Origin of the sequence: Amycolatopsis dendrobii, from assembly GCF_014145675.1 — a bacterium.
In the GTDB taxonomy this organism is placed as follows: Bacteria; Actinomycetota; Actinomycetes; order Mycobacteriales; family Pseudonocardiaceae; genus Amycolatopsis; species Amycolatopsis dendrobii.
Window position 1 is genome coordinate 46,679 of sequence record NZ_JACGZW010000002.1, and the last position, 22,984, is coordinate 69,662.

Sequence of the window (22,984 nt, forward strand, 5' to 3'; positions counted from 1 at the left end):
TTGTGCGTTCCACGAGCATGAAGCCCACGCTGCTTACTTCCCGTCTGTCGGGAACCAGCAGATGGATCTGGCCGGGTTCAGGGACTTGGCAGAGCCCGTGTAGTCGCGCCGCCCATAGGCCAGTCACCATCGCGTCAGGGCCGCCTCGCAACAACGCTGCTTCCATCTGCTGTGCTGAATCCGGCTCGCACGGGAGCAGCAGCACGACACCAGGCAAGATCCGTCGCCAGGGGCCGCCGGGAAGGCAGCGACGATAAATGCTGCTCCTGGACATGCCCAGCTCTTCAAGCTCGGCGGTTCGGACTACCTTCCCGGCGGCTTCGTGCAGCACCGGGTGTCGCTCCCAGTTTCCTTTGCGCATCTGTCCAGGTTGCGCGGTCATTGAGAAGTGTGCGAGTAAAACGTGCGCGAGTGGCCCCCTCGTGCGTGAATACCGCGACAACCACTCGTCCGTGGCACCGTCCCCAATGTGGCATTGGGTGCATGCGATGCACCCAATGTGGCGTTCGGTGCGTCTGACGCACCCAACGCCACATTGGGGCAGTGCGGGCTGGGCAACGGTCAGGACAGTCCGGCCAGCGTTTTCTCCACCAGTTCGGCCACTCGTTCGCGGGCGGCTTCGGCGTCGGCGGGGACGAGGGCCAGCCGGGTGCGGCGTTCGAGGACGTCCTCGACAGTCGTCGCACCCTCGTGGCGGACGGCCCACACCACCTCGGCCGCGGTGATTTCCGTCGACGCGCACAACGGGGCAGCGAACTCCGGCTCCAGTTCGCCGAGTGCCGCCACGCGGGGTGCTTCGGTGCCGTACTTGGCCACCAACCGTGCTGGAGCGTCCACAAGCGACAGCCGCGAGCGTGGTGCGGCGCCGAGCAGCGGCAGCTTCGATGTTCGCGACGGGCCAGCGGGCAATCCGGCGTGCGTCAGCGCGGCATCGACGGCGTCTTCGGCCATGCGCCGATACGTCGTCAGCTTTCCGCCGACTACGGTGAGCACGCCGTCGGAACCGGTGACTACCGCGTGTTTCCGCGAGAGATCCGCACTGCGTCCGGCGGAACCGGAGACGAGCGGCCGCAATCCGGCGTAGGAACCGATCACGTCAGCGGCGGTCAGCGGACGACTCAGGACCGAAGACGCGGTCGACAGCAGGAAGTCCACATCGGACTCAGGAACGGCAGGGACATCGGGGACTCCGCCGGGCACCGGTTCATCGGTGAGTCCTAAGTAGACGCGACCGTCGAGCTGTGGCAGCAGGAACACGAACCGGTTGGTCTCGCCGGGAACCGGGATGTTGACCGACGTGGCTCCGACTCGCACGGTGTCCGGTGCGAGAACCAGATGAGATCCGCGGGAAGGGCGCAGCTGCACAGAATCAGTCAGCGTGTCTGCCCAGACGCCGGTCGCGTTGATGACCTGTCGCGCACGCAGTGTGTACGACGAGACGCCATCACTGACCTGGGCTTCGTTGCCGGACAAGGAAATCGCCGACAAACGCGTGAGGATTCGAGCGCCGAGCAAAGCCGCCGTACGGGCAATGCTGACCACAAGACGCGCGTCGTCAACCAAAGCACCGTCGTACGCCAGCAGGGCCCCGCGAAGCCCGCCAGGAGCGAGTCCGGGGGACAGGGCCAACGCCTCGGCGGCCGGAATCCGGCGCGGCCCAGGCAGCACCGAGGACGGCGTACGCGCGGCTCGCCGCAACCCGTCGCCAGCTCGGAGGCCGGTGGCGATCAGCGCCTGCTGCGCGGCGGAAGTACCGGGATAGAGCGGGAAAAGCTGCGGCATCGCGCGCGTGAGGTGCGGCGCGGTGCGTGTCATGAGGATCCCGCGCTCCACAGCGCTCTCGTGGGCAAGCCCGAGTTCGCCCTTCGCGAGATACCGCAATCCGCCGTGCACGAGCTTGCTGGACCAGCGCGACGTGCCGAACGCGAGGTCGTGCGCCTCCACCAGTGCGACGGAGAGCCCCCGTGCGGCCGCGTCGAGTGCGATGCCCGCGCCGGTGACGCCGCCGCCGACTACCAGAAGGTCGACGCGTTCGCCGTCGACCAGCCGGGACAGTTCGCGTTCGCGGCGGCGCGCGTTGAGTGATCCGGTGCTCATGGTTTCAACCCCGCTTCGAGCAGGTGCCGGAATTCGGCGAGCAGTGCGGCCTCGTCGACGTCGGCGGTGGCCGGACGCAGCGAGAACGCGAACGACTGCACGACCAGCAGCACCGACCGGGCCTGCGCGGCGACCTCGGCGCTGCGCACCGAGCCGTCCCGGTGCCCTTCTTCGAGCAGGCTTCGGAGCACGTGCTCGGCGAAGTGCTGGGTCGCACCGAGTCGTTCGACGATGTACGGCAGCACCAGTTCGGCGTCGACATCCAGCAGCGTCCGGAACAACGGGTCGGCCGACAGCGCGCCGACGCTGGCTGCCGCCAGGTGCACGATGCGGTCGCGCGCGTGCGCCGCCTGGTCGCCGGTCTCGGTCACCCGTTGCAGCAGACCGCTGAACTCGCGCGTCATCAGCGCGGCGAGCACACTGCGGACATCGGGGAACCGCCGGTATACCGTCATGCGGCTGACCTGCGCGGTTCGGGCGATTTCGGCGAGTGTGGTGCGCCGGACGCCGACCGCGAGCACGCACTGGCGCGCGGCGTCGAGGAGCTCGTCGTCGGCGACACGAGCCGAGGTCGGGCGGCTGCGGGCGTCCGCGAGCGCGGAGGGGGCCGCTCCCGGACGGGAGTGACGTTTGACGTCCATGTGTCACACTGTAGTCGTGAGCGATCTCATCAACCACCGCATCCGGCGTTCGTGGACCGAACAGGGCGGGGCCTCGGCCGGTCTGCCCGACCGCGCGGTCCGGTGGCTCGGCCAGCGTATCGGCCAGGTCGGCCCTGATCGAGGCGGGAAAACCGGCGCTCCGGCACCGGTCGCGGAGCCCGCGCTGACTGTGCCCGTCCGTACCGAATTCGAGGACCTTCTCGGCGCGGACCACGTGCTGGTCGACCCTCGGGAACGGCTCGGCCGCACCGGTGGTCTGTCCTATCTGGACCTGCTGCACACGCGGGCGGGCGACGAGGTGCCGGTGCCGGACGCGGTGCTGCTGCCCGCGGACCCGGACCAGGTGCAGGCCGTGCTGGACCTGTGCGTGAAGCACGACATCGGCGTGGTCCCGTTCGGCGGCGGCACGTCGGTGGTCGGCGGGGTCGCGGCGCTGCGCGGCGACAAGACAGCGGTGGTCGTGCTGGACCTGATGCGGCTCGACGAGCTGGTGTCGGTAGACCCGGTGTCGCGGATCGCGGTGTTGCAGGCCGGAGTGCGCGGTCCGGAAGCGGAGCGGCTGCTCGCGGCGCACGGATACACGCTCGGCCACGTGCCGCAGTCGTTCGAGCGCGCGACCATCGGCGGGTTCGCGGCCACGCGATCGGCCGGGCAGGCGTCGTCCGGTTACGGCCGGTTCGAGGACATGGTCGCCGGGGTGCGGCTGGCCACGCCGAAGGGCGAGTGGCGGCTCGGCGTCGCGCCGGCGTCCGCGGCCGGACCGGACCTGCGGCAGCTCGCGGTCGGCAGCGAGGGCACGCTCGGCGTGATCACCGAGGTCGCGCTGCGGGTCCGCCCGTTGCCGGAGCAGCGGCATTACGAGGGCTGGATCGTCGACGGCTGGGAGGCCGGGGCGGCGGCGGTGCGCAAGCTCGCTCAGGACCACGCGCTGGCGGACGTCACCCGGCTGTCCGATGTGGACGAAACGAACGTGTCGTTCTCGCTCAACGCCGGGCTGAAGACTGCCGCGTTGAAGACCTATCTCAAGGCGCGCGGAATCAAGAATCCGTGCCTGCTGATCGTCGGCTGGGAAGGCGACGTCGCCCGGCGCCGGCGGCGGACGTCGGCGATGCTGAAGTGCTCCGGTGCCGTGCGGATCGGCAAGGTGCTCGGCGAATCCTGGCGGCACGGCCGGTTCAACGGACCGCGGCAGCGCGACGCGTTGCTGGATCTCGGCGTGTGCGTGGAAACCCTGGAAACCGCGGCCTACTGGTCCAATTTGGACGAACTGCACGACGCGGTGCGCGCGGCTTTGGTGGCCTCGCTGGGCCGGGCGATCGTGATGTGCCACGTTTCGCACGCTTACGAAACCGGTGCGTCGCTGTACTTCACCGTGCTGACCTCGCGCGACGACACCGATCCAGTCGGACAGTGGCAGCGCGCGAAGGCGGCGGCGTGCGAGGCGATCACCGGCATCGGGACGATCAGCCACCACCACGCGGTCGGGGTCGACCACGCGCCGTACCTGGAGGCGGAGATCGGCCGGATCGGGCTGGACGTGCTGCGCGCGGCCAAGTCCGCGGTGGACCCGACCGGGATCCTGAACCCCGGAAAACTGCTCGGCTGAACGCGCCCGCGCGGGCAGACTGGCGCGGGTGAGCGATGCAGTGGGTTCCTTTCCGCAATACGAAGTGTTCGCCGACGAATTCCTCGACCACGCGCAGAACGGGTTCTACAACGCGCACTACGACCGCCCGGCCTGCCTGGAATTGCTGGGCGACGTCGCCGGTCAGCACGTCCTCGACGCCGCGTGCGGTCCTGGCCTCTACGCCGAAGAACTGACCGCTCGCGGCGCACGGGTGACCGGCTTCGACCTCAGCCCGCGCATGGTCGAGCTGAGCCGGGAGCGGGTGCCGGCGGGCGAGTTCCGCGTCCAGGACCTGGCAGAACCGTTGAGCTGGCTGCCGGACGAGTCGGTGGACCAGGTGCTGTTCGCCCTCGCGCTGGAGTACGTGGACGACCGGGTCGGCGCGCTGCGCGAGTTCCGCCGGGTACTGCGGCCAGGTGGTGCACTGGTGCTGTCGAGGCAGCATCCGACCGGTGACTGGCTCCGGCACGGCGGCAACTACTTCGAGGTCCGGGTGATCGAGGAGGTCTGGAGCCGCGGCTGGAAGGTGCGGTACTGGCTGGCTCCGCTGGAACGCACCTGCGAGGAACTGCGCGAGGCCGGATTCCTGATCGAGCAGCTGCGCGAGGGACGACCGCCCGAGGCCTCAGCCGCGGTTGATCCGGAACGCCATGCCCGGCTGGCGCAGGAGCCGCTGGGCTTCCTGACCGTGCGCGCGATTCCAGACCCGCGGATCAGCTGAAGGTGCGCTCCGGCGGCAGGACGGTGCAGGCGAGGCCGTGTCCGGCCGCCGGTTCGCCAGTGAGCAACGCCGCGTCCGCCTGGGCGACTTCGGCGACGCGGACCGGGGACCCGTTGACCAGCAACGGAAAACGGACCGGCGCGGCACCGACGTAAGCGTGCACTCCGGAAAGCAGCACGCCGTCCAGCCGGATGTCGGCGTTGTCCAGCATCGCCAAGTCGTACCGGTTACCGCGGCCCTCGCAGACGTCCAGCACCGCCAGCTGTTCCGGCGTCGCGAACCAGACGAAATGGTCCTCCGTCACGCCCGGCAGCGCGGTGAGCGTCGCCGGGCGCTGGCCGTCGCGTTGCCGCAGCCCGGCGGCCCACACCGCGGCGAGCCCGGTGCACTGAACGCGCGCCGCGACGACCGGCCCGGTCAGGCCGAGCTGGGTGCGCAGCCAGGTGATCTTCGACGGACAGGCGTTCGACCCGTACGCGAGCACCGGCGTGCGCGAACGCCACCCCGGCGGCGCGGTGTCCAAGGCGTGTCCCGCGCCGTCGAGGTGTACGTACGAACAGTCCGGCCGCGTGCCCGGGTACGGGTCGGCCGGATAGTCCGCGTCGGCGAAAAGGATCAGAACTCCACCACGCTGCGCAGTACGTCGCCGTGGTGCATCCGCTCGAAAGCCTGCTCCACGCCGTCGACGCCGATCCGCTCCGTGACGAACTTGTCCAGCGGCAGCCTGCCTTGCAGGTACAGGTCGACCAGCATCGGGAAGTCCCGCGACGGCAGGCAGTCGCCGTACCACGACGACTTCAGCGAACCGCCGCGCGAGAAGAAGTCGATCAGCGGCAGGTCGTTCAGCTTCATGTCCGGCGTCGGCACGCCGACGAGCACGACGGTGCCCGCGAGGTCGCGGCCGTAGAACGCCTGCCGCCAGGTTTCCGGACGGCCGACCGCGTCGATCACGACGTCCGGGCCGAACGAGTTCGTCGCGTCCTGCATCGCGGCGACCACGTCCTCCTCGCTCAGGCCGCGGCTGTTGACCGTGTGCGTGGCCCCGAAGTCCTTGGCCCACTGGAGCTTCCGGTCGTCGGTGTCGATCGCGACGATCGTGGTCGCCCCGGCCAGCCGCGCGCCCGCGATGGCCGCGTCGCCGACCCCGCCGCAGCCGATCACCGCGACTGAATCGCCGCGCCCGACCGAGCCGGTGTTGATGGCCGCGCCCAGGCCCGCCATCACCCCGCAGCCCAGCAACCCGGCGACGGCGGGTTCGGCCCGCTCGTCGACCTTGGTGCACTGTCCACTGTGGACGAGCGTCTTGCCGAGGAACGCTCCGACGCCCAGCGCGGGCGACAGCTTCGTGCCGTCGGTGAGCGTCATCGGCTGCTCGGCGTTGAAAGTCGAGAAGCAGTACCAGGGCTTGCCGCGCTTGCAGGCCCGGCAGGTGCCGCAGACCGCGCGCCAGTTGAGGATCACGTAGTCGCCGGGCGCGAGATCGGTGACGCCCGCGCCGACCTTGTCGACCCGTCCCGCGGCCTCGTGGCCGAGCAGGAACGGGAACTCGTCGTTGATCCCGCCCTCGCGATAGTGCAGGTCGGTGTGGCAGACCCCGCAGGCCTGCACCGAGACGACCGCCTCGCCCGGTCCGGGATCGGGCACCACCACCGTCTCGAGCGTGACCGGCTCACCCTTGGCCCGCGACACGACTCCCTGGACCTCGTACGGCATGCGCACAACCTTTCACCGCGACGGCATCTCGCGGGCAGCTAATCACGGATCATGCGCATGTCGCCATAGCCCGGATCGGTCGCTACTCGCCGGTCGCCCCGTCGGCCAGTTCGCGCACCACGTCGAGCTGCCCGACATGCCGCGCGTACTCCTGCAGCACGTGAAAGAGGATCCAGCTCAACGCAGGCGGCTGCCCCGGCCCGAAGCGGCCGCCACCGCGGGCGATGTCCGCAAGCCGCGCACCGGACACGATCGCGCGAGAGGCCGCGCATTCCTCCCGGAAGAGGGTCCGGACCGACTCGGCCGATTCGTCCGCCCCGACCGACCACTTCCCGGTCTCGGGGTCGTTCTCGCCCCACACTGGATCCACGTGCTCGCCCATGAATCCCCAGCGCAGCCACCGTCGCTCCACGAACGCGAGGTGCTTGAGCAACTCCAGCGGAGTCCAGCCCGACGGAAGCCTGCTGATGCGCAGCTCGGTCTCGGACAGGCCGTCCAGCTTGCGCAGCAGCGTGTCCCGGTAGTAGTCGAGGTAAGCGAGCAGCAGCTCGCGAGGGTCCGACAGTGAATCCGGAGGCTCAGTCACGGGCTGGACTGTAGCCGCGAAACCGCGAGGCGAACCAGCGCGTTTACGGCGTGATCAGGTAAACCACACCGCCCGGTCCGCCAGCCACCGCGCCGCTCTCCGTGTGCCGCTTCGTGCGCTGCCAGATCTTCTCGAACTGGTCCCGCTTGTACACCGTGCGCACGCGACCGTCGGAGCTGGACGCCGGGTCGTTCGCGATCACGTCGCCCGCCTGGGTGAAGCCGACGACGACCATCAGGTGGCCGGCCGTGCCGTAGCCCGCGCCGTCGAGTTCGCTGGCCAGGAACGACTGCGAGGTGATCACCGGGATGCCGCGTGCGATGTAGCCCTCGAGTTCGTTGAGGTCGTGCAGTCGCGTGATGTGCCCGCGCAAGCCAAGCGAAGCGGCGTACGCGGTGTTGAACGGCCAGTTGCCCGTGCCGTCGTACGCGTAGTCGTAGGTGCCGCGCGCGGCGTAGACGACCGACCGGTCCTGGTAGTCCGCCGGGATCCAGTCCATCTGCTCCGCGGTCGGCTTGCGTCCCCAGTATTCGGCGACCATCTCGGTCGAGGTCGGGCTGCACCAAGCCTCTCCGCCGCCGCCGTACTGCGGAAACTGTCCTTTGTGGATGTTCTGGGCGAACGGCGGCACCTTCAGCTCGATCCCGCGCGCCCGGCCGGGCTTGGTGGTCTGTACGTCGAACCGGTCCGGAACGTTCGAGGTCATCGCGCCGAGAGAGGACAGCGTCGGCGTGGTCGGCGAACCCTGCTCGCGGTAGAGCGTCACGCGCAGCTGGTACGAGCGCAGCGTGACGCCTGCCTTCGTGGCGAGCGTGTCGACGTCGACCGAGGCGTTGTCGTCGCTCTGCCCGTCGACGCTGGTGCGGTGGATATCCGCGTCCCCGCTGGCCCAGCGGCCCATCGTGTACCACGTGGTCTCGGCCCCAGCCGAGGTCCGGCCGCGCGCCTGCACTTCAAGCCAGGTCTTGGCCGGGGTGCGTGCGTTCCACGACGCGATCAGCTGGGTCGCGTCGAAGCCCTGCCGGTACTTCGGCGACGTCCAGGTGCCGTAGTCGTAGGTGCGTGTGGTGCCGAGCCCCGGTTCGGTGTGCGCGACGCTGCCGATCGGATGCGTGATCCGCAGGCCGCCGTAGCCGAAGCCGAGCCCGTCGAGCCTGCCCGCGAAGAACGAGCCGGACGACCACTCGTGATAGTCGATGGCCTCGTCGTTGCGCGCGTGCTGCGGTTCCGCGGCGGCCTGTGCCGCACCAGCCGTGAGCATGACGATGGACAGTAACGTGACCAACCCGCGAACCCGCATTCCGGCTCCGTCCCCAGACCCCAGTGGTAGCCAAAGATTTTCGCCTTCCGGGGCGGGTAAGTAAAGAGCCGCCGCTACAACACTGCTTGCGTCTGGGTGATTTTCGCCGCGAGCTTGCCGTCGTCGTCGCGGATTTCGGTCTCGACCACCACCACGCGGCGCCCGGCGTGCAATGGTTTGGCCGACGCCGTGGCATACCCCGAACGGACGCCGCGCAGGAAGTTCGTCTTGGACTCCAGCGTCGTCGTGCCCTGCGCGCCCTCGGGAAGATTGAGGAACGCGCAGACGGCGCCGGTCGAATCGGCCAGCGCCATCAGCGCCCCGCCGTGCAGCACGCCGCCGAGCGTGCACAGCGATTCGTCCCACGCGAGCCGGCTGCGGACCAGGTCCGGGCCGTGCTCCAGCACCTCGATGCCGAGCCGCTCGCTGAACGGCATCGTCTTGTGGAACAGCTGCGTGCCTTCGACGTCGGTCATGCCGAGCAGTCAACCGCAGCCGGCGCGTGGCGTCGATTACCTCGCGGGTAATCAGCTGAGCGGGTTGGTCAGCAGCAGTTCGGTGTTGCGGTCACCCGCTTCGCCGACGTGGCTGAGGTTCGCGTGGATGTCGTTGTAGGAGAACTCGCGGTACATCGAGGCGAGCGCGTCGGGGGTCCGGGCGGAGTAGTCGACGGCGTACGGGGCGTCGGCCTCGATGAGCGTGGTGAACACCGACAGCGTGCCGTCGTGGTTGTCGGCCAGTTCGATGATCCGCGCGTGCTGCGGGAAGTCGATGTGGCTGGCAGTGTTGATCTCCCAGAAGCTCTGCGTCGGGGTTTTGCCGACGTGCGGGGTGATCTTGTTGAGGTGGGTGTGCCCGTTGACCCACGCCACGACGTTCGGGAAGCGCTGCAACATCGCGACGAACGTGTCGCCGCCCAGCCGCGGGTCGAGCAGATGGCGCGCGTCGGGCAGGAGGTTGCCCATGGTGCCGCTGGTGTGGTGGCTGAAGACGACGAACAGCTCGTCGGTCACGGAGTGGGTGACCTTGCGGCCGAAGAAGTCGTAATACGTCGAGCTGTTGCGCTTGAGCGTCGCCTCGACCCAGTTGAACTGCGCGAGCCCGATCGAACCGTCCGCGAACCCGCCCTGCGTGGTGGTGTCGAGGCTGATCCCGGTGACGCCGGGCGCGATCCGGAAGGTGTAGTAGACGTCGCGCCCGTCGGAGTTGGCGTCGGTAAAGCCGTGCCCGACCGGCCCGGGCCCGGTGTTCTTCGCGGCCAGATGCGCTTTGACGAACTCCGAGGTACTGAACGGACGCCGCCGCGGATCCGGCGTGACCTCGCGAATGGTGCCGCCGCCGAACAACTCGGCGAGCGGCACGCTCTTGCCTTGCTGAATGGCGGTGCCGAGCTTGCGCGCGCTGCTCTCGTCCTTGCCGATGACCTTGTATTTGCCGGTGTACCAGCCCTCGATGCCCGGGATACCCTCCGGCAGCGTGCCGACGACGCTGTCGTCGTGATTGCCGAACGTGCAGTACCAGGGCAGGTTCAATCCCGGCGCGGTGAACGACGCGATCCCGGCTTCGAGCAGCCCGGGGATCTGCGGAAAGCCCTTCTTGGTGTAGTCGTTGGCGAGCCGCGTGCCCGGATTCCAGAACTCCGGATTGCCCGACGCCTGCACACCCTCGTAGCGGTTCGGGTCGCCGGAGTTGGGCGTGATCGCGCCGCCGTTGAGTGTGGTGAGGAACCAGTCGAGTTCGAGCAGCTCGTGGTTGTCGGTGTTGTCGCCGGTGGTCATGACGAAGTCGAACTGCCGCCCGGTGAACGGTCCCGCGCGCAAACTGTTGACCCGCTTGACGAGCGCACTGGTCGCCACCGTGCCCAGCGTTTCCTGCGGCCGATGCGCGGACCCGATGAACGGATGCAGATACTCGAACCGAGCAGGCGATTCGGTGTCGGTGATGTGCAGGTCAGTGAACTGCACGAACGCCCCGAGCGCAGTCCGCCGGTCGTCCCGGCCAGTCTTGCCCTCAACCAGATCCGCCCGGACAGCGACCGGCCAGCCCGGCCCGGCGGAAAGCCGCGAGTACCCCGTGGCCGCCCCGGAAGCGGCCTGGTCAAGCGTGGTCCCAGCAGTCCGCACGGCCCGCTGCGTGGTCCGCCTCAACGCACGGTCCAGCGCATTGGCCGTGGGAGTGCACAGCAGCAACCCCACCCCAGCCGCACCCGCGGTGGTGAACGCCCGCCTGGTCAGTTCCGCCATGTTTTTCGCTCCCCGTCTCGCCGGCCCCTCGCACGCTCCCGGACCCCCATGACGGGCCGGTGAACTACGCCGAAGCAGAACGCGAAGGTCTCTCACATTTGCCGTGACAATGCGGGAGACTCTGTCACACGGAGACGGGTGCCACTACCGCCGAACGGAGGGCGAGATCACGGCGGCAAGCGGTCCGTGAAGGGCTCCTTCACGGACTTAGATTCCCTCAATGGGCCCTTCACGCCCCGCCGCCATGCCCCAATGCCACGTTGGGTGCGTCAGACGCACCGAACGCCACATTGGGTGCGTCGCATGCACCCAACGCCACATTGGGGCGCAAGCCCCAACCACCGCGAAGCGCACCGGTGCTCCCAGCGATCGAGGCACCCAGCCCGCCCCCGCACCCCGATACGAAGCCAAAATGCGGACGGCAGGTGCTTGTCAAGGCATCTTTCCCGCCTTGACAAGCACCTGCCGTCCGTCATCACCATCAAGCTTCGGGGTGCCCGCCGCACGACCGGGTGCAATGTCGCCGCCAGGCGACGAGCAGACGCCGATCCTCAGCAGTAAAACGCGCAAGTAGCCCCAACAGCGGACAACGACACAAAGAACCACACTAAGAAGATCACCGCCGGGATAGCCGCCAGGATCCCGCAGACCAACCCGGCGATCCCCATCCCCTGCCCAGTCCATCCAGGCTTCCCGCCCTGCACCATCCCGGCCCAGGACAACCCGATCGCCGTGATAGCCGCGACCACGTCGAAGAACGGCACCCAGAAGAAGATCAACGCGACAATCCCGACCACCATCCCGGCGATCGCGAGCCCGCTCGTCTTCAACGGCGCGGCCCCCGGGTACGGAGCCCCATACGGCGCCCCGTACATCGGCGTCCCGTAAGGCACCGGCGGCTGACCGTATCCGGGCGCGGGCGTGGGCCCGGACGGATACCCCGGCGAGGGCACCGGCCCGGAAGGATGCCCCTGCGCCGGGTCCTGGCCGGGATAGGGCTGCTGCTGGTACGGGTCCGTCATGGCTGCACTCCTGCTGCGACTGTGGCGACGGTGAGTCGTCGGCGGCTAACGGCGAAACGTTACGCGCGGTCGCCGGTCGATGTGACGGTTTTCAGCCTTTCAACCCGGATTCGGTGACCCCGCGCACCAGATATCGCTGGAGGAACGCGAAGAGCAGCACGATCGGCACGATCGACAGCACCGCGGCCAGGAACAGCAGGTTCAGCTGCGGGTTCTGCGCGGTCAGCAGCCCGGACAGGGCGACCTGCACCGTCCACGAGTCCGGCGACTGCGCGATGATCAGCGGCCACAGGAACGCGTTCCAGCTGCCGATGACGGTGATCACCGCGATCGCGGCGAAGAAGCCCCGAGAGTTTGGCACCACGATCTTGCGGAAGACGCCCCAGCGGGACAGGCCGTCGACGCGGCCTGCGTCCTCCAGTTCCTTCGGGAAGTCCAGGAAGTACTGCCGGAACAGGAAAACGCTGAACGCGCTGAACAGGCCGGGGATGACCAGGCCGCGGAAATCCGAGAGCCAGCCGAGCGTCGACACCACCACGAAACTCGGCACGAACGTCACCGAGGTCGGGATCATCAGCGTCGCCAGCACCGCGTAGAACACCGGCTTCGAGTAGCGGTAGGGCACCCGCGCCAGGCCGTAGCCGGCGAGCGAGCACACCACCAGCAGGCCCGCGGTTTGCAGCACCGCGACGACGACCGAGTTCACGATGCTGCGCGCGAACGGCACGTCCTGCTGGTCGAACAGCTTCGTGAAATTCTCCCAGTGGATCTGCTTCGGCCACAGCGTCCAGCCCGGCGCGGTGAGCTCCGCGCGCGAGGCGAGACCGTTGCGCAGCAACAGGTAGAACGGCAGCAGGAAGAGGATCGCGGACACCGCGAGCGCTGTCCAGCGAAGCACCGCGCGGATCATGTCGCGCTCCGATCGAACCGGAAGAGCTTGCCCTGGAGGAGGGTGACCACGGCGATCAGCAGCGCCAGGATGATCGCGCCCGCGCTGCCGCGGCCGAGATCCTGGCCGCCGGAGCCGAGCGAGGTGTAGTAGAGGTACACCAGCGGCGGCCGCGCGAACGGCGGGTAACCCCGGGAATCGCCCATGATGTTGTAGAACTCGTCGAACGCCTGGTAGGCGTTGATCAGATTCAGCAGCAGCACGGCCACCGACGTCGCGCGCAGCTGCGGCAGGGTGATGTGCCGGAACACCTGCCAGCCGGGCTTCGCTCCGTCGAGCCACGCCGCTTCGTACAGATGCTGCGGAATCCGTTGCAGTGCGGCGAGGAACAGGATCATGTAGAAGCCGAGCTGCAGCCACAGCCGGGCGGTCACCAGCACGACCCAGTACAGCGGCGGGTGCACGGTGCCGGTCCACGCCACCGGGTCGATGCCGAAGACGCCGAGCACGGTGTTCGCGAGACCGTAGCGGACGCCGGAAAACAGCGACGTCTTCCAGATCAGCGACGCCACCACGTACGAACACGCGAACGGCAGGAAGAACACCGAGCGGAAGAACGCCTTCGCGAACCGCAACTGGTTCACGCCGACCGCCAACGCCAGCGACAGCACGAACGTCAGCGGCACGATAAAGAGGGCGAACACGCTGAACGTGCCGAGGCTCGCGACGAACGGGCCGTCGGAGAGCATGTGCGCGTAGTTGTCCAGTCCGACGAAGACGCTGGGGGTGACCGTGTTGCGCGCGTCGAAGAACGACAGGTACAGGCTCCACCCGATCGGCACGTAGGCGAAGATCGCCAGGCCGAGCAGGAACGGACCCACGAACCCCCAGAACGCCAGCGTGTCCCGGGTTTTCCGGGACAGCTTCATCCGAACAGGCGTTTCAGCTCGGCCTGCGCGACGGTCACCGCGGCCTTCGTCTGCGCCACCGGATCCGCACCCTCCTTGGCGATCTTCGCGACCGCGTCCGACAGCGCGGTGTTCGACGTCTGCGTCCACACTGGACCGCCGATGAGGTGGCTGTTCTCCTTGACGAACTTCACCACGTCCGCGGCCGGACCGCTTTGCAGCGTCTGCGCTTTGTCGATCAGGCTTTGCCGGGCGGGCACGTGGAAGCCATAGCGGGTGGCGAACTCCAGCTGGCTGTCGGTCTGGTCGATCCACAGCCACTTCACGAACGCCTTGGCCTCGTTGACGTGCGCGCTCTTCGCATTGACCATCGCACCGTACGCGCCGACCGGGACCGACGGCTTGCCGCTGTCGTCCAGCTTCGGGAACGGCAGCACGCCGAAGTCGTCGTTGAGCGCGTCGCGGATCTTCGGGACGTTCCACAGCCCGGTCCACTGCATCGCGCAGAGCCCGTCGACGAACGCGCCGGGGTCCGACCAGTCGGCGGGCGCGCCGAGCAGCAGGGAACCGTTGGCGTTCAACGTGTGCAGCTTGCTGAACGCGGCGGCCGCGCGCGGATCGTCGAAGCCGACCTCGCGATTGTTGTTCTTCAGGTAGTCCAGCCCGGCCGACCACAGCAGCGGCCCGGTGAGCGTGCCGACGCCGCCGTCATTGCCCGCGAAGAACCCCTTCACGCCGTCCTTCGACAGCTTGCTCGCGGCGTCGATCAGCTCGTCCACGGTCTGCGGCGGCTGCACGCCCGCGGCCTGCAGCATGCTCTTGCGGTAGAAGAGGACCTGCGTGTCGGTGGCCTGCGGAATGCCGTAGACCTTGCCCTCCACGGTCTGCGCGGCGAGCACGGCGGGGCTGAAGTCGTTCTTGACCGGCCCGATGATGTCGTCGAGCGGCACCACCTGGTTCTGCCGGACCCAGTCGATCTTCACCTGAGCCTCGAACACGTCCGGCACCGGGCTGTTCTGCAGCGCGGTGACGATCTTCGAGTCGTAGTCGCCGGGGTTCCACACCACGTTGACCTTCGCGCCCGGATAGCTGGCCGCGTAGTTCTTGACGGCTTGCTGCACGCCGTCCTCGCCGTAGGCGTGGTACCACTGCTGCAGCGTGGCCTTCGGGGCCTGCGACGGGGTCGAGGCTCCCGCCGACATCGCCGTGGACGGCGGCGGATCCCCAGGACGCCCGGTGTTCGACCCGCACGCGGCCGCGACCGCGCCCACCGCCGCCGTTCCCGCCAACGACAGGAACGCCCTCCTGCTTCGCTGCTGCATCCCCAGTTCTCCTCCGACGTGCTGGGAAGGACTCCTTGCGTCCAACAGATTCCCGCACGGAGCCCTTCCCAGGCCGACAACTCGCCGGAGATTTACCGCTCAGAGGTGTGAGATGTCGAGCTTTCCCTCGGAGTAGGACGCGCGCAGCCGCTTCTTGTCGAACTTGCCGACACTCGTCTTGGGCACCTCCTCCACGAACGTCCAGTTCTCCGGCAGCTGCCACTTCGCGACCTTGTCCGACAGGTACTCGCGCAGTTCTTCGGCGGTGACCTGCTGGCCCTCCTTCACCACGACGGCGACCAGCGGGCGTTCGTCCCATTTCTCGTCCGGGATGCCGACGACCGCCGCCTCGGCTACCGCCGGATGGCCCATCACCGCGTTCTCCAGGTCCACCGACGAGATCCACTCGCCGCCGGACTTGATCACGTCCTTGGCGCGGTCGGTCAGGGTCAGGAAGCCGTCCGGGCTGATCTTGCCGACGTCACCGGTGCGCAGCCAGCCGTCGTGGAACTTCTCCGGGTCGATATCGGACCCGCCGTGGTAAGCACCCGCGATCCACGGACCGGAGACCTCCAGCTCGCCGACCGCCTCGTTGTCCCACGGCAGTTCCTCGCCGTTGTCGCCGATCAGCCGGGCCGCTACGGACGCCGGGAACCGGCCCTGGGTGTAGCGGTAGGCCCAGCGCTCCTCGCCGGTCGCGCTGGCGGGCGGACGTGCGACGCTGCCCAGCGGCGACGTCTCGGTCATGCCCCACGCGTGCAGGATCGGCACGTCGTAGCGCTCCTCGAAGGCGTGCATCAGCGACGGCGGCGCGGCCGACCCGCCGACGACCACCTCGCGCACGTGGCTGATGTCCTGCGGGTTCGCGTCCAGGTGCGCGAGCAGGCCCTGCCAGATCGTCGGCACCGCGGCGGCGAAGGTCGGCTTCTCCGCGGCCAGCAGCGCGGCGATCGGGGCGGGCTGCAGGAACCGGTCCGGCATCAGCAGCGAGGCCCCGACCATCATCGCCGCGTACGGCAGGCCCCACGACATCGCGTGGAACATCGGCACGATCGCCAGAGCCAGGTCCTCCTGGGCGAGCCGCATGCTGTCGGTCATGCAGACCTGCATCGAGTGCAGCCAGATCGACCGGTGCGAGTAGACGACGCCCTTCGGGTCGCCCGTGGTGCCGGAGGTGTAACACATCGCGGCCGCGGCCCGCTCGTCGATCTCCGGCCAGTCGAACTCGTCGGACTGGCCGGCCAGCAGCACGTCGTAGGAGTGCACGGTGACGCCCTCGGGCGCGGTCAGCGCGGACGCGTCGCCGTTGGCCACGACGACGTGCTTGACCGTCTTCATCCCCGGCAGGTTGCTCGCCAGCAGCGGCACGAGCGTCCCGTCGACGATGATGACGTGGTCCTCCGCGTGGTTCGCCACGAAGACCAGCTGCTCCGGGAACAGCCGGATGTTCAGCGTGTGCAGCACCGCGCCCATGGCGGGCACCGCGAGGTAGGCGGCGAGGTGCTCGGCGTTGTTCCACATGAACGTGCCGACCCGCTGGTCGCCGGTGACGCCGAGACCGCGCAGCGCGTTCGCGAGCCGGGCGGCGTGCTTGCCGAGCTCCGCGTAGGTCTCCCGGCGGGCTTCTGAACCGGTCCAGGTGACGACTTCGCTCTTCGCGTGCACCTTCGTGCCGTGGCGCAGCAGCTTCGCGAGCGACAGCTGTCCGTCCTGCATCGTGCTCAACATGGGTGACTCCCGTGGTGCTCGTTCGCCGGTGAACTGGGGTGCGCCCGACTCTAATGCGGATCCGCCGGATCGGGCACGAACAAGTTCGGTCACGGCTTGTCGGCCCTCTCCCGCCATCGGGTGGCGGCCCCGCGCTTTCATGATCCACTTCTGTCGCGATTCCTGTTGCGGGACAAGAAAATGCGTTGTGTTAACTGCGTCGAAATACACTCCCGTTCGGGTGAGGTAATGGGGGCGGAAATGAGCCCTTCGAGGCCGTTTTCACAGGTCGCGAGGGGTCCCCTCGCGCAGGTCCGCCGCGCCCGTCGACGGGTGATAAGTGCGTGTCGGTTGCGCGTACCGCGGGCACGTGGCGTTTACTGGGGCCGTGGTAAGTGACGGCTGGCCAGCGCTTGCAGCTGCAAGCATCGGCTGAGACCGTCGGCCGCGAAAGCGGAGACCTGAGAGGAAAGGACATTACGTTGGCTCTGCCCACGTTGACTCCGGAGCAGCGCGCCGAGGCCCTCGCCAAGGCGGCAGAGGCTCGTAAGGCGCGCTCGGAGCTGCTCGCTTCGATCAAGTCCGGCAAGGAGAGCATCGAGTCGGTGCTCAAGCAGGCCAAGGAGAACAAGACCATCGGCAAGACGAAGGTCACGCAGCTCCTCAAGGCGGTGCCCGGCCTCGGTGCGGTCAAGGTCGCCGCGCTGCTCGAGCAGGCGGGGATCGACCCCGACCGCCGGGCCGCGGGCCTGGGCGAACGGCAGCGCGAAGCGCTGATCGACGCGCTCAAGTAACGCTGATCCGGCGGCCGCGGGGAAGGTGCGCGGTGTGTTGCACCGGCGACACTTTCCCCGCGGCGCTCCCGGATCCTGAGACGCTGGTGAAGTGACGACCAGTACCGCGCCGGCGACCCCGGCGCAGACCACCGTCCGCTACCAGCGTGGCGACTTCTTGTTCGCGACCGCCCGGCGCGCCCTGCTCGCCCGCGGTGCGCTCGGAACCGTCACCGACGCCGACCCACGCCGCCTCGCCCGCTCGGCAGCCGCCGAGCTGGACCGTTCCGGCGTGCCGCTCGCCGTCGGCGTGCTGCCGTTCGACACCGGACCCGGCGCTGCCTCGCCGGGGCACCTCGTGCTGCCCCGGACGGTGCATCGCGCCCAGGCCGACGCCGAGACCCCGGCCGTGCCGCCCGCCGCCGACCTGCCCGCTCCGGCGGCCACCCGGCGGCTTCCCTCCGCCGAAGGCCACCGCGAGAACGTGCGGGCGGCCGTCGCCGCTCTGCGCGACCGTGACCTGCGCAAAGCCGTCCTGGCCCGCGCGCTGGAGCTGGAATTCGACGCGCCGATCCCGGTCGAGGGGATCGTGCGCAACCTCGCGCGCGGTAACCCGCGCCATTTCACTTACGCCGCCGAACTGCCGGGCGGCCGCACCCTCGTCGGGGCCACCCCTGAGCTGCTGCTTTCCCGCACGGGCGACTCCGTGTTCACGACCCCGCACGCCGGGTCGATGCCGCGTTCGGCCGATCCGGAGACCGACCGGGCCAACGGCGAAGCCCTCCTGGCGTCCGCGAAGGACCGGGAAGAGCACGACCTGGTGATCGACTACGTCGTCGAGTCGCTGCGGCCGTTCTGCCGCAAGCTCGACGTCCCGGCCGGTCCTGAGCTGGTCTCCACGCCCGCCATCTGGCATCTGCGGACGTCCATCACCGGTGAGCTGACGGACCGTTCGGTGACCGCACTCGACCTCGCCGCCGCGATGCATCCGACGCCGGCGGTCTGCGGCACCCCGACTGTCGCCGCGCGCGACCTGGTCAAGGAACTGGAGCCGTTCGACCGCGGGTACTACGCGGGCGCGGTCGGCTGGGTCGACGCGGCGGGAGACGGCGAATGGGCCGTCGCGATCCGGTGCGCCGAGGTGGCTGAGACGTCGATGCGGCTCTTCGCGGGCGGCGGCATCGTGCCCGCGTCGGATCCGGACACCGAGTACCAGGAGACGATCGCGAAGTTCCGCACGCTGCTCGGCGCGATGGGGCTGGACGACAGCGCGTCGTGAGGTTTACGGCAGCCAGTGCTCCTCGGTGACGCTCAGGCTGTCCGAGGTCAACGCCGCGACCGCCGCCCGGTGCCCGTCGGCCGCCTTGAGGTCGGCGAGCCGGGTCCGCGCCGGGTCCAGCGCCTCGTCACCGGACGCGACCAGCTCGGCCGGGGCGTCGTAGCGGGAGAACGTGATGCTCTGCAGCGGGATCTTCAGGCCCTTGCCGGTGGCCTTCATCACCGCTTCCTTGCGCGTCCAGTAGATGAAGAAGGCCGCCGAACGCTCCTCGTCCGACAGGCCCGCGACGGCTTCCCGTTCGGCCGGGCTCAGCGCGTACTCGACGAGCGAGGCGTCCGCCTTGCGGCTGGCGGTCTCGACGTCGAGGCCTACTGGCACGCCGTCAGCGACCGCGAGGCCGATCAGATCGCCCGAATGCGAGATCGACAGCACGAGGTCCGAGCCCGGCACGCGCGGACGGCCGTGCGGTTTGCCGCAGTCGTCGCAGGTCGCGTCGAAGCGCACGGACTCCGCCGCGTCCCCGAGCCGTTCCGCGACGAGGGTCTTCGCGAGCACCCGGCCGGTCAGGAAGCGGCGCTGGTCGATTTCGAGCCGGTACGCGTCGTAGCGGCCGCGCTCCAGGTCGTCCAGCAGTTTCAGGTAGCGGTCCTCCGCAGGCAGCGGTTCGGACCAGCGCACCACGATTTCGGTCACCGGCATACCCTCCCTCGTCCGCCTCCGATCTTGCCGGGGTGCGCCGCGGTTTGTCATGCCCCTATCCGCGAACGCGGCGAAGGCCCCCTCGGAGTCCGAGAGGGCCTTCGCGGCGTGGATGACGAGTGCTACTTGTTGTTGCGCATTGCGATGGGGACCCCGGCTAGGTCCTCCTCATTGCAAAGCAGCTTCACATCGTAGTAGGGCGAACCCTGTCGCTCGTCGTAGTCTAGGTGGATCGCGAGGACGTCGAGCGGTTCTCCCAGCCACTCCTGCGCTTGGCGCAGCCATACTGCACAGCGCTCGAGCGCGCTGGGCAGGTCGTCGTCACGAAACTCGACTGGTCGATACGGCACGTCCTGGACCTGATCGCGCGGGTTTGAAGGTGCGGGCAGGCCAGGAGAGAGACCCGAGTCGTCCAGTTCGAGTTGGATCGTTTGCTCAGTCACCCTTCGAGCGTCCCCCACGTTCGCCGTCTGAGCAAGGCGTATGGCGCTAAAAGCCCTCTTGGACAGGCAAGTCCCACACCTGGGCGACCACTTCGAGGCATTGCCGGAGGTCGTGCGCACGCATCGCGACCGGATGTCCGAGGGCCCGCAATGCCAGCTCCGCGTAGTGCGTGGCCAGGTCTTCGAGCTTGAGCGGGCCCTTCGGCGAATACCACCTGGCCACGCCGCTGCACATTTCCAGCAATGCGAGCCGCGTCACGGCCGGTTGTGCGGTGTGGAACACGTTCGCCGCGGTGCCGTCCTCGATCGCCTTCGCCCAGAACTGCTCGTATTCGTCCCGCAGCGCGACGACCCGGGCACGCGCCGGAGCCGAAAGCGCGTCGACTTCGTTGTCCACCACCCGGGTTTCGCCCGGCTGGGCGGCATGCGCGAGGACGTGCAGCGCGACCAGCGTGCGCATCCGGACCACCGGATCGTCGCTGCCCGCGGTGGCCTTCGCCACCGCGTCGATCAGCCGGTGCAGCGAGGTCGTCATGATCTCGACAAGAAGATCTTCCTTGGTGCCCATGTAGTGGTAGAGCGTCGCCGAAGAAAGTTCGGCTTCCTGGGCCAGATCCCGAATGCCTGTGCCGTGGAAACCCTTGGTGGCGAACAGTTTCACGGCCGCGGCCCGGACGCGTTCGGCGCTGCTCATCGCCACTCCCCGGTGCTCCGGTCCCAGGAACCGGCTCGGAGGTCCGCGACCTTCCTCAGCTCGCCCTTCGCGACGCGTTCGGACGGCGTGCGCGGCAGGTCGTCCGCGAACGTCCAGAACCTCGGCACCTTGAAGTACGCCAGTTGCTGTGCGCAGAACTCCGCCAGCTCCTCGGGCGACGGCCGGTTCTCGCCGCACACGACGTACGCCTTCACTTCCTCGCCGCGCAGCTCGTCCGGCACCGCGAGGACGGCCGCGAGCTGCACTTTCGGATGCTGCAGCAGCGCGCGCTCGACCTCGTCGGCGGAGATGTTCTCGCCGCTGCGCCGGATCATGTCCTTGGTGCGGCCGAGGTAGTAGACCCGGCCCTCGTCGTCCATCCGGGCGAGGTCGCCGGTGTGGAACCAGCCGCCCGCGAAGGCGCGCGCGGTCGCTTCGGCATCCTCGTGGTAGCCGTGCATCAACCCGATGCCACGGATCAGCAGTTCGCCGGTTTCCCCGCGAGGCAACGGTTTCCCGTCCTCGCCGGCGATCATCGCCTCGCGGTCGCGGCTCGGCCGTCCGATGCAGCCGGTGCCCACCGCGGCATCGTGATCGGACTCGGAAACCCGGATGTCCCCGCCGGTCTCGGTCATCCCGAACGCCTCGTACCACGGCACGCCCCAGCGTTCTTCCAGCTGAGCGTGCAGGTCCGGCGGGATCGCCGACGCGCTGATCGCGCGGACGCGGTGGTTCCGGTCGTCTGGATGCGGAGGCTGGCGCAGCAGCAGCGTCGGCATCAGGCCGAGGCAGTAGAACCAGGTGACCTCGTGCTCGCGGACCTTCGCCCAGAAAGTGGACGGGTGGAAGCGGTCCAGTACGACGAGCGTCGCTCCGGCGGCCAGCGCGAGTGCGACGTTCCACTGTGGATCAATGTAGTGGAACGGTTGCGCGGTAAGCAGAACGTCGTCTTCGCTGACGGCGGGGAAGTCGGTGGCTAGTCCGATCGCGAGCGTGGTCCAGTAACGATGCGGCAGCACGCAGCCCTTCGGCGCGCCGGTGGTGCCCGAGGTGTACTGGATGTTGACCGGCTGTTCGGCGACCACCGATTCCGGTTCGCAGCGTGTTTCCGACTTCAGCGCGTCCGGCGTGAGGACGCGTTCCACGGCCGTTTCCGGCGCGATTTTCTCCAGCAGTTCCACGAACTCTTCGGCGGCTACCGCCAGGCGTGCGCCGGAGTGGCGCAGGACGTGTGCGCCGTCGAATTCGCGGTAGTTGATGTTCACCGGAACCAGAACGGCGCCGAGTTTGGCGAGCGCGAGCCACATGAGCGGGAATTCCGGCTCGTTGCGGAGCATCACCGCGACCCGGTCGCCTGCCTGAATGCCTTGGTCCTGGAGCGCTTTCGCCAGGCGTCCGCTGCGGTCGTCGACCTCGGCGAAGGTGAACCGGGCGCCGGTGCTGTCGAAGATCCACGCGGTGCGCTCCGGCCAGAGCTGCGCGGCGCGCGTGACCAGGGCGACCAGCGTGTCGACGTTCTGCAGCGGAGTCACGCCCGGCTCCGGAACGCTTCGGTCGACTCGCGGACGGCGGCCGAGTGCTCGGTGATCAGGGCATGGGTGACCTCGAGTTCCAGCGCTGAATCGAAGGCGTGGTCGATCCCGGCGTCCAGCGCCCGCTTCGCCATCGCGGCGGCCTCCGGCGGGTGGTGGGCGATCTTCTCGGCCCAGCCGAGCGCGAGGGGCATCAGCTCGTCCGCTGGCACGGCGGCGTTGACCAGGCCGAGGTCGTGCGCGCGGCGGCCGTCGAACCGGTCGCCGAGCAGCAGCAGTTCCTTCGCCTTGACCGGTCCGACCAGCAGCGGGAGCAGTCTCGAGGCGGCACCGGTGACGCTCAGCCCCAGCGACACCTCGGGGAAAGCGAACACCGCGTCCTCGGCGGCCAGGATCAGGTCGCAGCCCAGCGCGAACTCCGCGCCCGCGCCGATCGCGTACCCGTGGACGGCGGCGATCACCGGCTGACGCAGCGCGCGCAGCCGGCGCGTGACGTCCTGGAGCCGCTCCAGCCTCGCCCGGGAGTCACCCTCGGGGGTGGGTTCCTTCAGGTCGTGCCCGGCACAGAAGGCGCGGCCGTTGCCCGTGAGCAGGACGACGCGGGCGGCGCTGTGCGCGACCTCCTCCAGTGCGGTGAGGAAGTCGTCCACCAGCACGGGCGCGACGGCGTTGAGCCGCTCGGGCCGATTCAGCCGGATCTGCGCGATGCCGCCCTCGACGGCCAGGTCAACGGTGCTCATGGAGGGGAGCCTAGACGTTCGATCGAT

22 protein-coding genes are annotated in these 22,984 nt (G+C 68.8%); 4 read left to right on the top strand and 18 right to left on the bottom strand.

Annotated features, from left to right (window positions below):
- Positions 1-561: 561 nt before the first annotated feature.
- Entirely contained in the window at positions 562-2,097 is a 1,536-nt protein-coding gene (locus H4281_RS04255; RefSeq protein WP_182889569.1) for a glycerol-3-phosphate dehydrogenase/oxidase, read from the bottom strand.
- Positions 2,094-2,738: a TetR/AcrR family transcriptional regulator gene (locus tag H4281_RS04260; protein WP_182889570.1), complete on the bottom strand. Its 645-nt coding sequence runs from the start codon at positions 2,736-2,738 to the stop codon at positions 2,094-2,096. Before H4281_RS04260 ends, H4281_RS04255 begins: the two co-directional genes overlap by 4 nt.
- Before the next feature lie 16 nt (positions 2,739-2,754).
- Between H4281_RS04260 and H4281_RS04265 the strand changes: the two genes are divergently transcribed.
- Together H4281_RS04265 and H4281_RS04270 are read left to right on the top strand one after the other, a co-directional pair.
- Positions 2,755-4,365 (top strand): FAD-binding oxidoreductase, encoded by a 1,611-nt coding sequence (locus tag H4281_RS04265; RefSeq protein ID WP_182889571.1) that lies wholly within the window; start codon positions 2,755-2,757, stop codon positions 4,363-4,365.
- Between the two features lie 28 nt (positions 4,366-4,393).
- The gene (locus H4281_RS04270; RefSeq protein WP_182889572.1) at positions 4,394-5,107 is read left to right on the top strand and encodes a class I SAM-dependent methyltransferase; all 714 of its coding nucleotides are present in this window, start codon (positions 4,394-4,396) and stop codon (positions 5,105-5,107) included.
- Here H4281_RS04270 and H4281_RS04275 read toward each other — a convergent pair.
- From H4281_RS04275 to H4281_RS04325, 11 genes are all read right to left on the bottom strand, one after another.
- Entirely contained in the window at positions 5,100-5,630 is a 531-nt protein-coding gene (locus H4281_RS04275) for a gamma-glutamylcyclotransferase (protein WP_182889573.1), read from the bottom strand. The two genes, H4281_RS04270 and H4281_RS04275, sit on opposite strands and share 8 nt — an antisense overlap.
- Positions 5,631-5,722: 92 nt before the next feature.
- Complete coding sequence (locus H4281_RS04280) at positions 5,723-6,820, bottom strand: S-(hydroxymethyl)mycothiol dehydrogenase (protein ID WP_182889574.1); 1,098 nt, start codon at positions 6,818-6,820, stop codon at positions 5,723-5,725.
- An 82-nt stretch (positions 6,821-6,902) separates the two neighbouring features.
- The gene (locus H4281_RS04285) at positions 6,903-7,406 is read right to left on the bottom strand and encodes a DinB family protein (protein WP_312872048.1); all 504 of its coding nucleotides are present in this window, start codon (positions 7,404-7,406) and stop codon (positions 6,903-6,905) included.
- A 43-nt stretch (positions 7,407-7,449) separates the two neighbouring features.
- Positions 7,450-8,706, bottom strand: a complete 1,257-nt coding sequence (locus H4281_RS04290; protein ID WP_182889575.1) for a C39 family peptidase — start codon at positions 8,704-8,706, stop codon at positions 7,450-7,452.
- A 74-nt stretch (positions 8,707-8,780) separates the two neighbouring features.
- Positions 8,781-9,182, bottom strand: coding sequence for a PaaI family thioesterase (locus H4281_RS04295; protein ID WP_182889576.1), 402 nt, complete (start codon positions 9,180-9,182; stop codon positions 8,781-8,783).
- Between the two features lie 51 nt (positions 9,183-9,233).
- Positions 9,234-10,949, bottom strand: coding sequence for a TIGR03767 family metallophosphoesterase (locus tag H4281_RS04300; RefSeq protein WP_182889577.1), 1,716 nt, complete (start codon positions 10,947-10,949; stop codon positions 9,234-9,236).
- A gap of 551 nt (positions 10,950-11,500) precedes the next feature.
- On the bottom strand, positions 11,501-11,971 hold the full coding sequence (locus H4281_RS04305) for a DUF4190 domain-containing protein (RefSeq protein WP_182889578.1): 471 nt from the start codon (positions 11,969-11,971) through the stop codon (positions 11,501-11,503).
- A 91-nt stretch (positions 11,972-12,062) separates the two neighbouring features.
- On the bottom strand, positions 12,063-12,881 hold the full coding sequence (locus H4281_RS04310) for a carbohydrate ABC transporter permease (protein ID WP_182889579.1): 819 nt from the start codon (positions 12,879-12,881) through the stop codon (positions 12,063-12,065).
- The gene (locus H4281_RS04315) at positions 12,878-13,789 is read right to left on the bottom strand and encodes a carbohydrate ABC transporter permease (protein WP_037810979.1); all 912 of its coding nucleotides are present in this window, start codon (positions 13,787-13,789) and stop codon (positions 12,878-12,880) included. Before H4281_RS04315 ends, H4281_RS04310 begins: the two co-directional genes overlap by 4 nt.
- Positions 13,786-15,090, bottom strand: a complete 1,305-nt coding sequence (locus H4281_RS04320) for an ABC transporter substrate-binding protein (protein WP_182889580.1) — start codon at positions 15,088-15,090, stop codon at positions 13,786-13,788. The genes H4281_RS04315 and H4281_RS04320 overlap by 4 nt, the downstream gene beginning before the upstream one ends.
- A gap of 99 nt (positions 15,091-15,189) precedes the next feature.
- Positions 15,190-16,818 (bottom strand): long-chain fatty acid--CoA ligase, encoded by a 1,629-nt coding sequence (locus H4281_RS04325; RefSeq protein ID WP_182889581.1) that lies wholly within the window; start codon positions 16,816-16,818, stop codon positions 15,190-15,192.
- A gap of 461 nt (positions 16,819-17,279) precedes the next feature.
- Between H4281_RS04325 and mihF the strand changes: the two genes are divergently transcribed.
- Together mihF and H4281_RS04335 are read left to right on the top strand one after the other, a co-directional pair.
- A complete protein-coding gene (gene mihF, locus H4281_RS04330) occupies positions 17,280-17,591 on the top strand; it encodes an integration host factor, actinobacterial type (protein WP_050788348.1) in 312 nt (103 codons plus the stop codon).
- Positions 17,592-17,682: 91 nt separating this feature from the next.
- Positions 17,683-18,849: an isochorismate synthase gene (locus tag H4281_RS04335; protein WP_182889582.1), complete on the top strand. Its 1,167-nt coding sequence runs from the start codon at positions 17,683-17,685 to the stop codon at positions 18,847-18,849.
- 3 nt (positions 18,850-18,852) lie between these two features.
- On the opposite strand, the gene H4281_RS04340 is transcribed toward H4281_RS04335, so the two are convergent.
- From H4281_RS04340 to H4281_RS04360, 5 genes are all read right to left on the bottom strand, one after another.
- Positions 18,853-19,542, bottom strand: a complete 690-nt coding sequence (locus H4281_RS04340) for a 4'-phosphopantetheinyl transferase family protein (RefSeq protein ID WP_182889583.1) — start codon at positions 19,540-19,542, stop codon at positions 18,853-18,855.
- A gap of 128 nt (positions 19,543-19,670) precedes the next feature.
- Positions 19,671-19,991 (bottom strand): hypothetical protein, encoded by a 321-nt coding sequence (locus H4281_RS04345; RefSeq protein ID WP_182889584.1) that lies wholly within the window; start codon positions 19,989-19,991, stop codon positions 19,671-19,673.
- 46 nt (positions 19,992-20,037) lie between these two features.
- Positions 20,038-20,685 (bottom strand): TetR/AcrR family transcriptional regulator, encoded by a 648-nt coding sequence (locus tag H4281_RS04350; RefSeq protein ID WP_182889585.1) that lies wholly within the window; start codon positions 20,683-20,685, stop codon positions 20,038-20,040.
- Entirely contained in the window at positions 20,682-22,217 is a 1,536-nt protein-coding gene (locus tag H4281_RS04355) for an ATP-dependent acyl-CoA ligase (protein WP_182889586.1), read from the bottom strand. The genes H4281_RS04350 and H4281_RS04355 overlap by 4 nt, the downstream gene beginning before the upstream one ends.
- The gene (locus tag H4281_RS04360) at positions 22,214-22,957 is read right to left on the bottom strand and encodes an enoyl-CoA hydratase/isomerase family protein (protein ID WP_182889587.1); all 744 of its coding nucleotides are present in this window, start codon (positions 22,955-22,957) and stop codon (positions 22,214-22,216) included. The genes H4281_RS04355 and H4281_RS04360 overlap by 4 nt, the downstream gene beginning before the upstream one ends.
- Positions 22,958-22,984 lie beyond the last annotated feature (27 nt).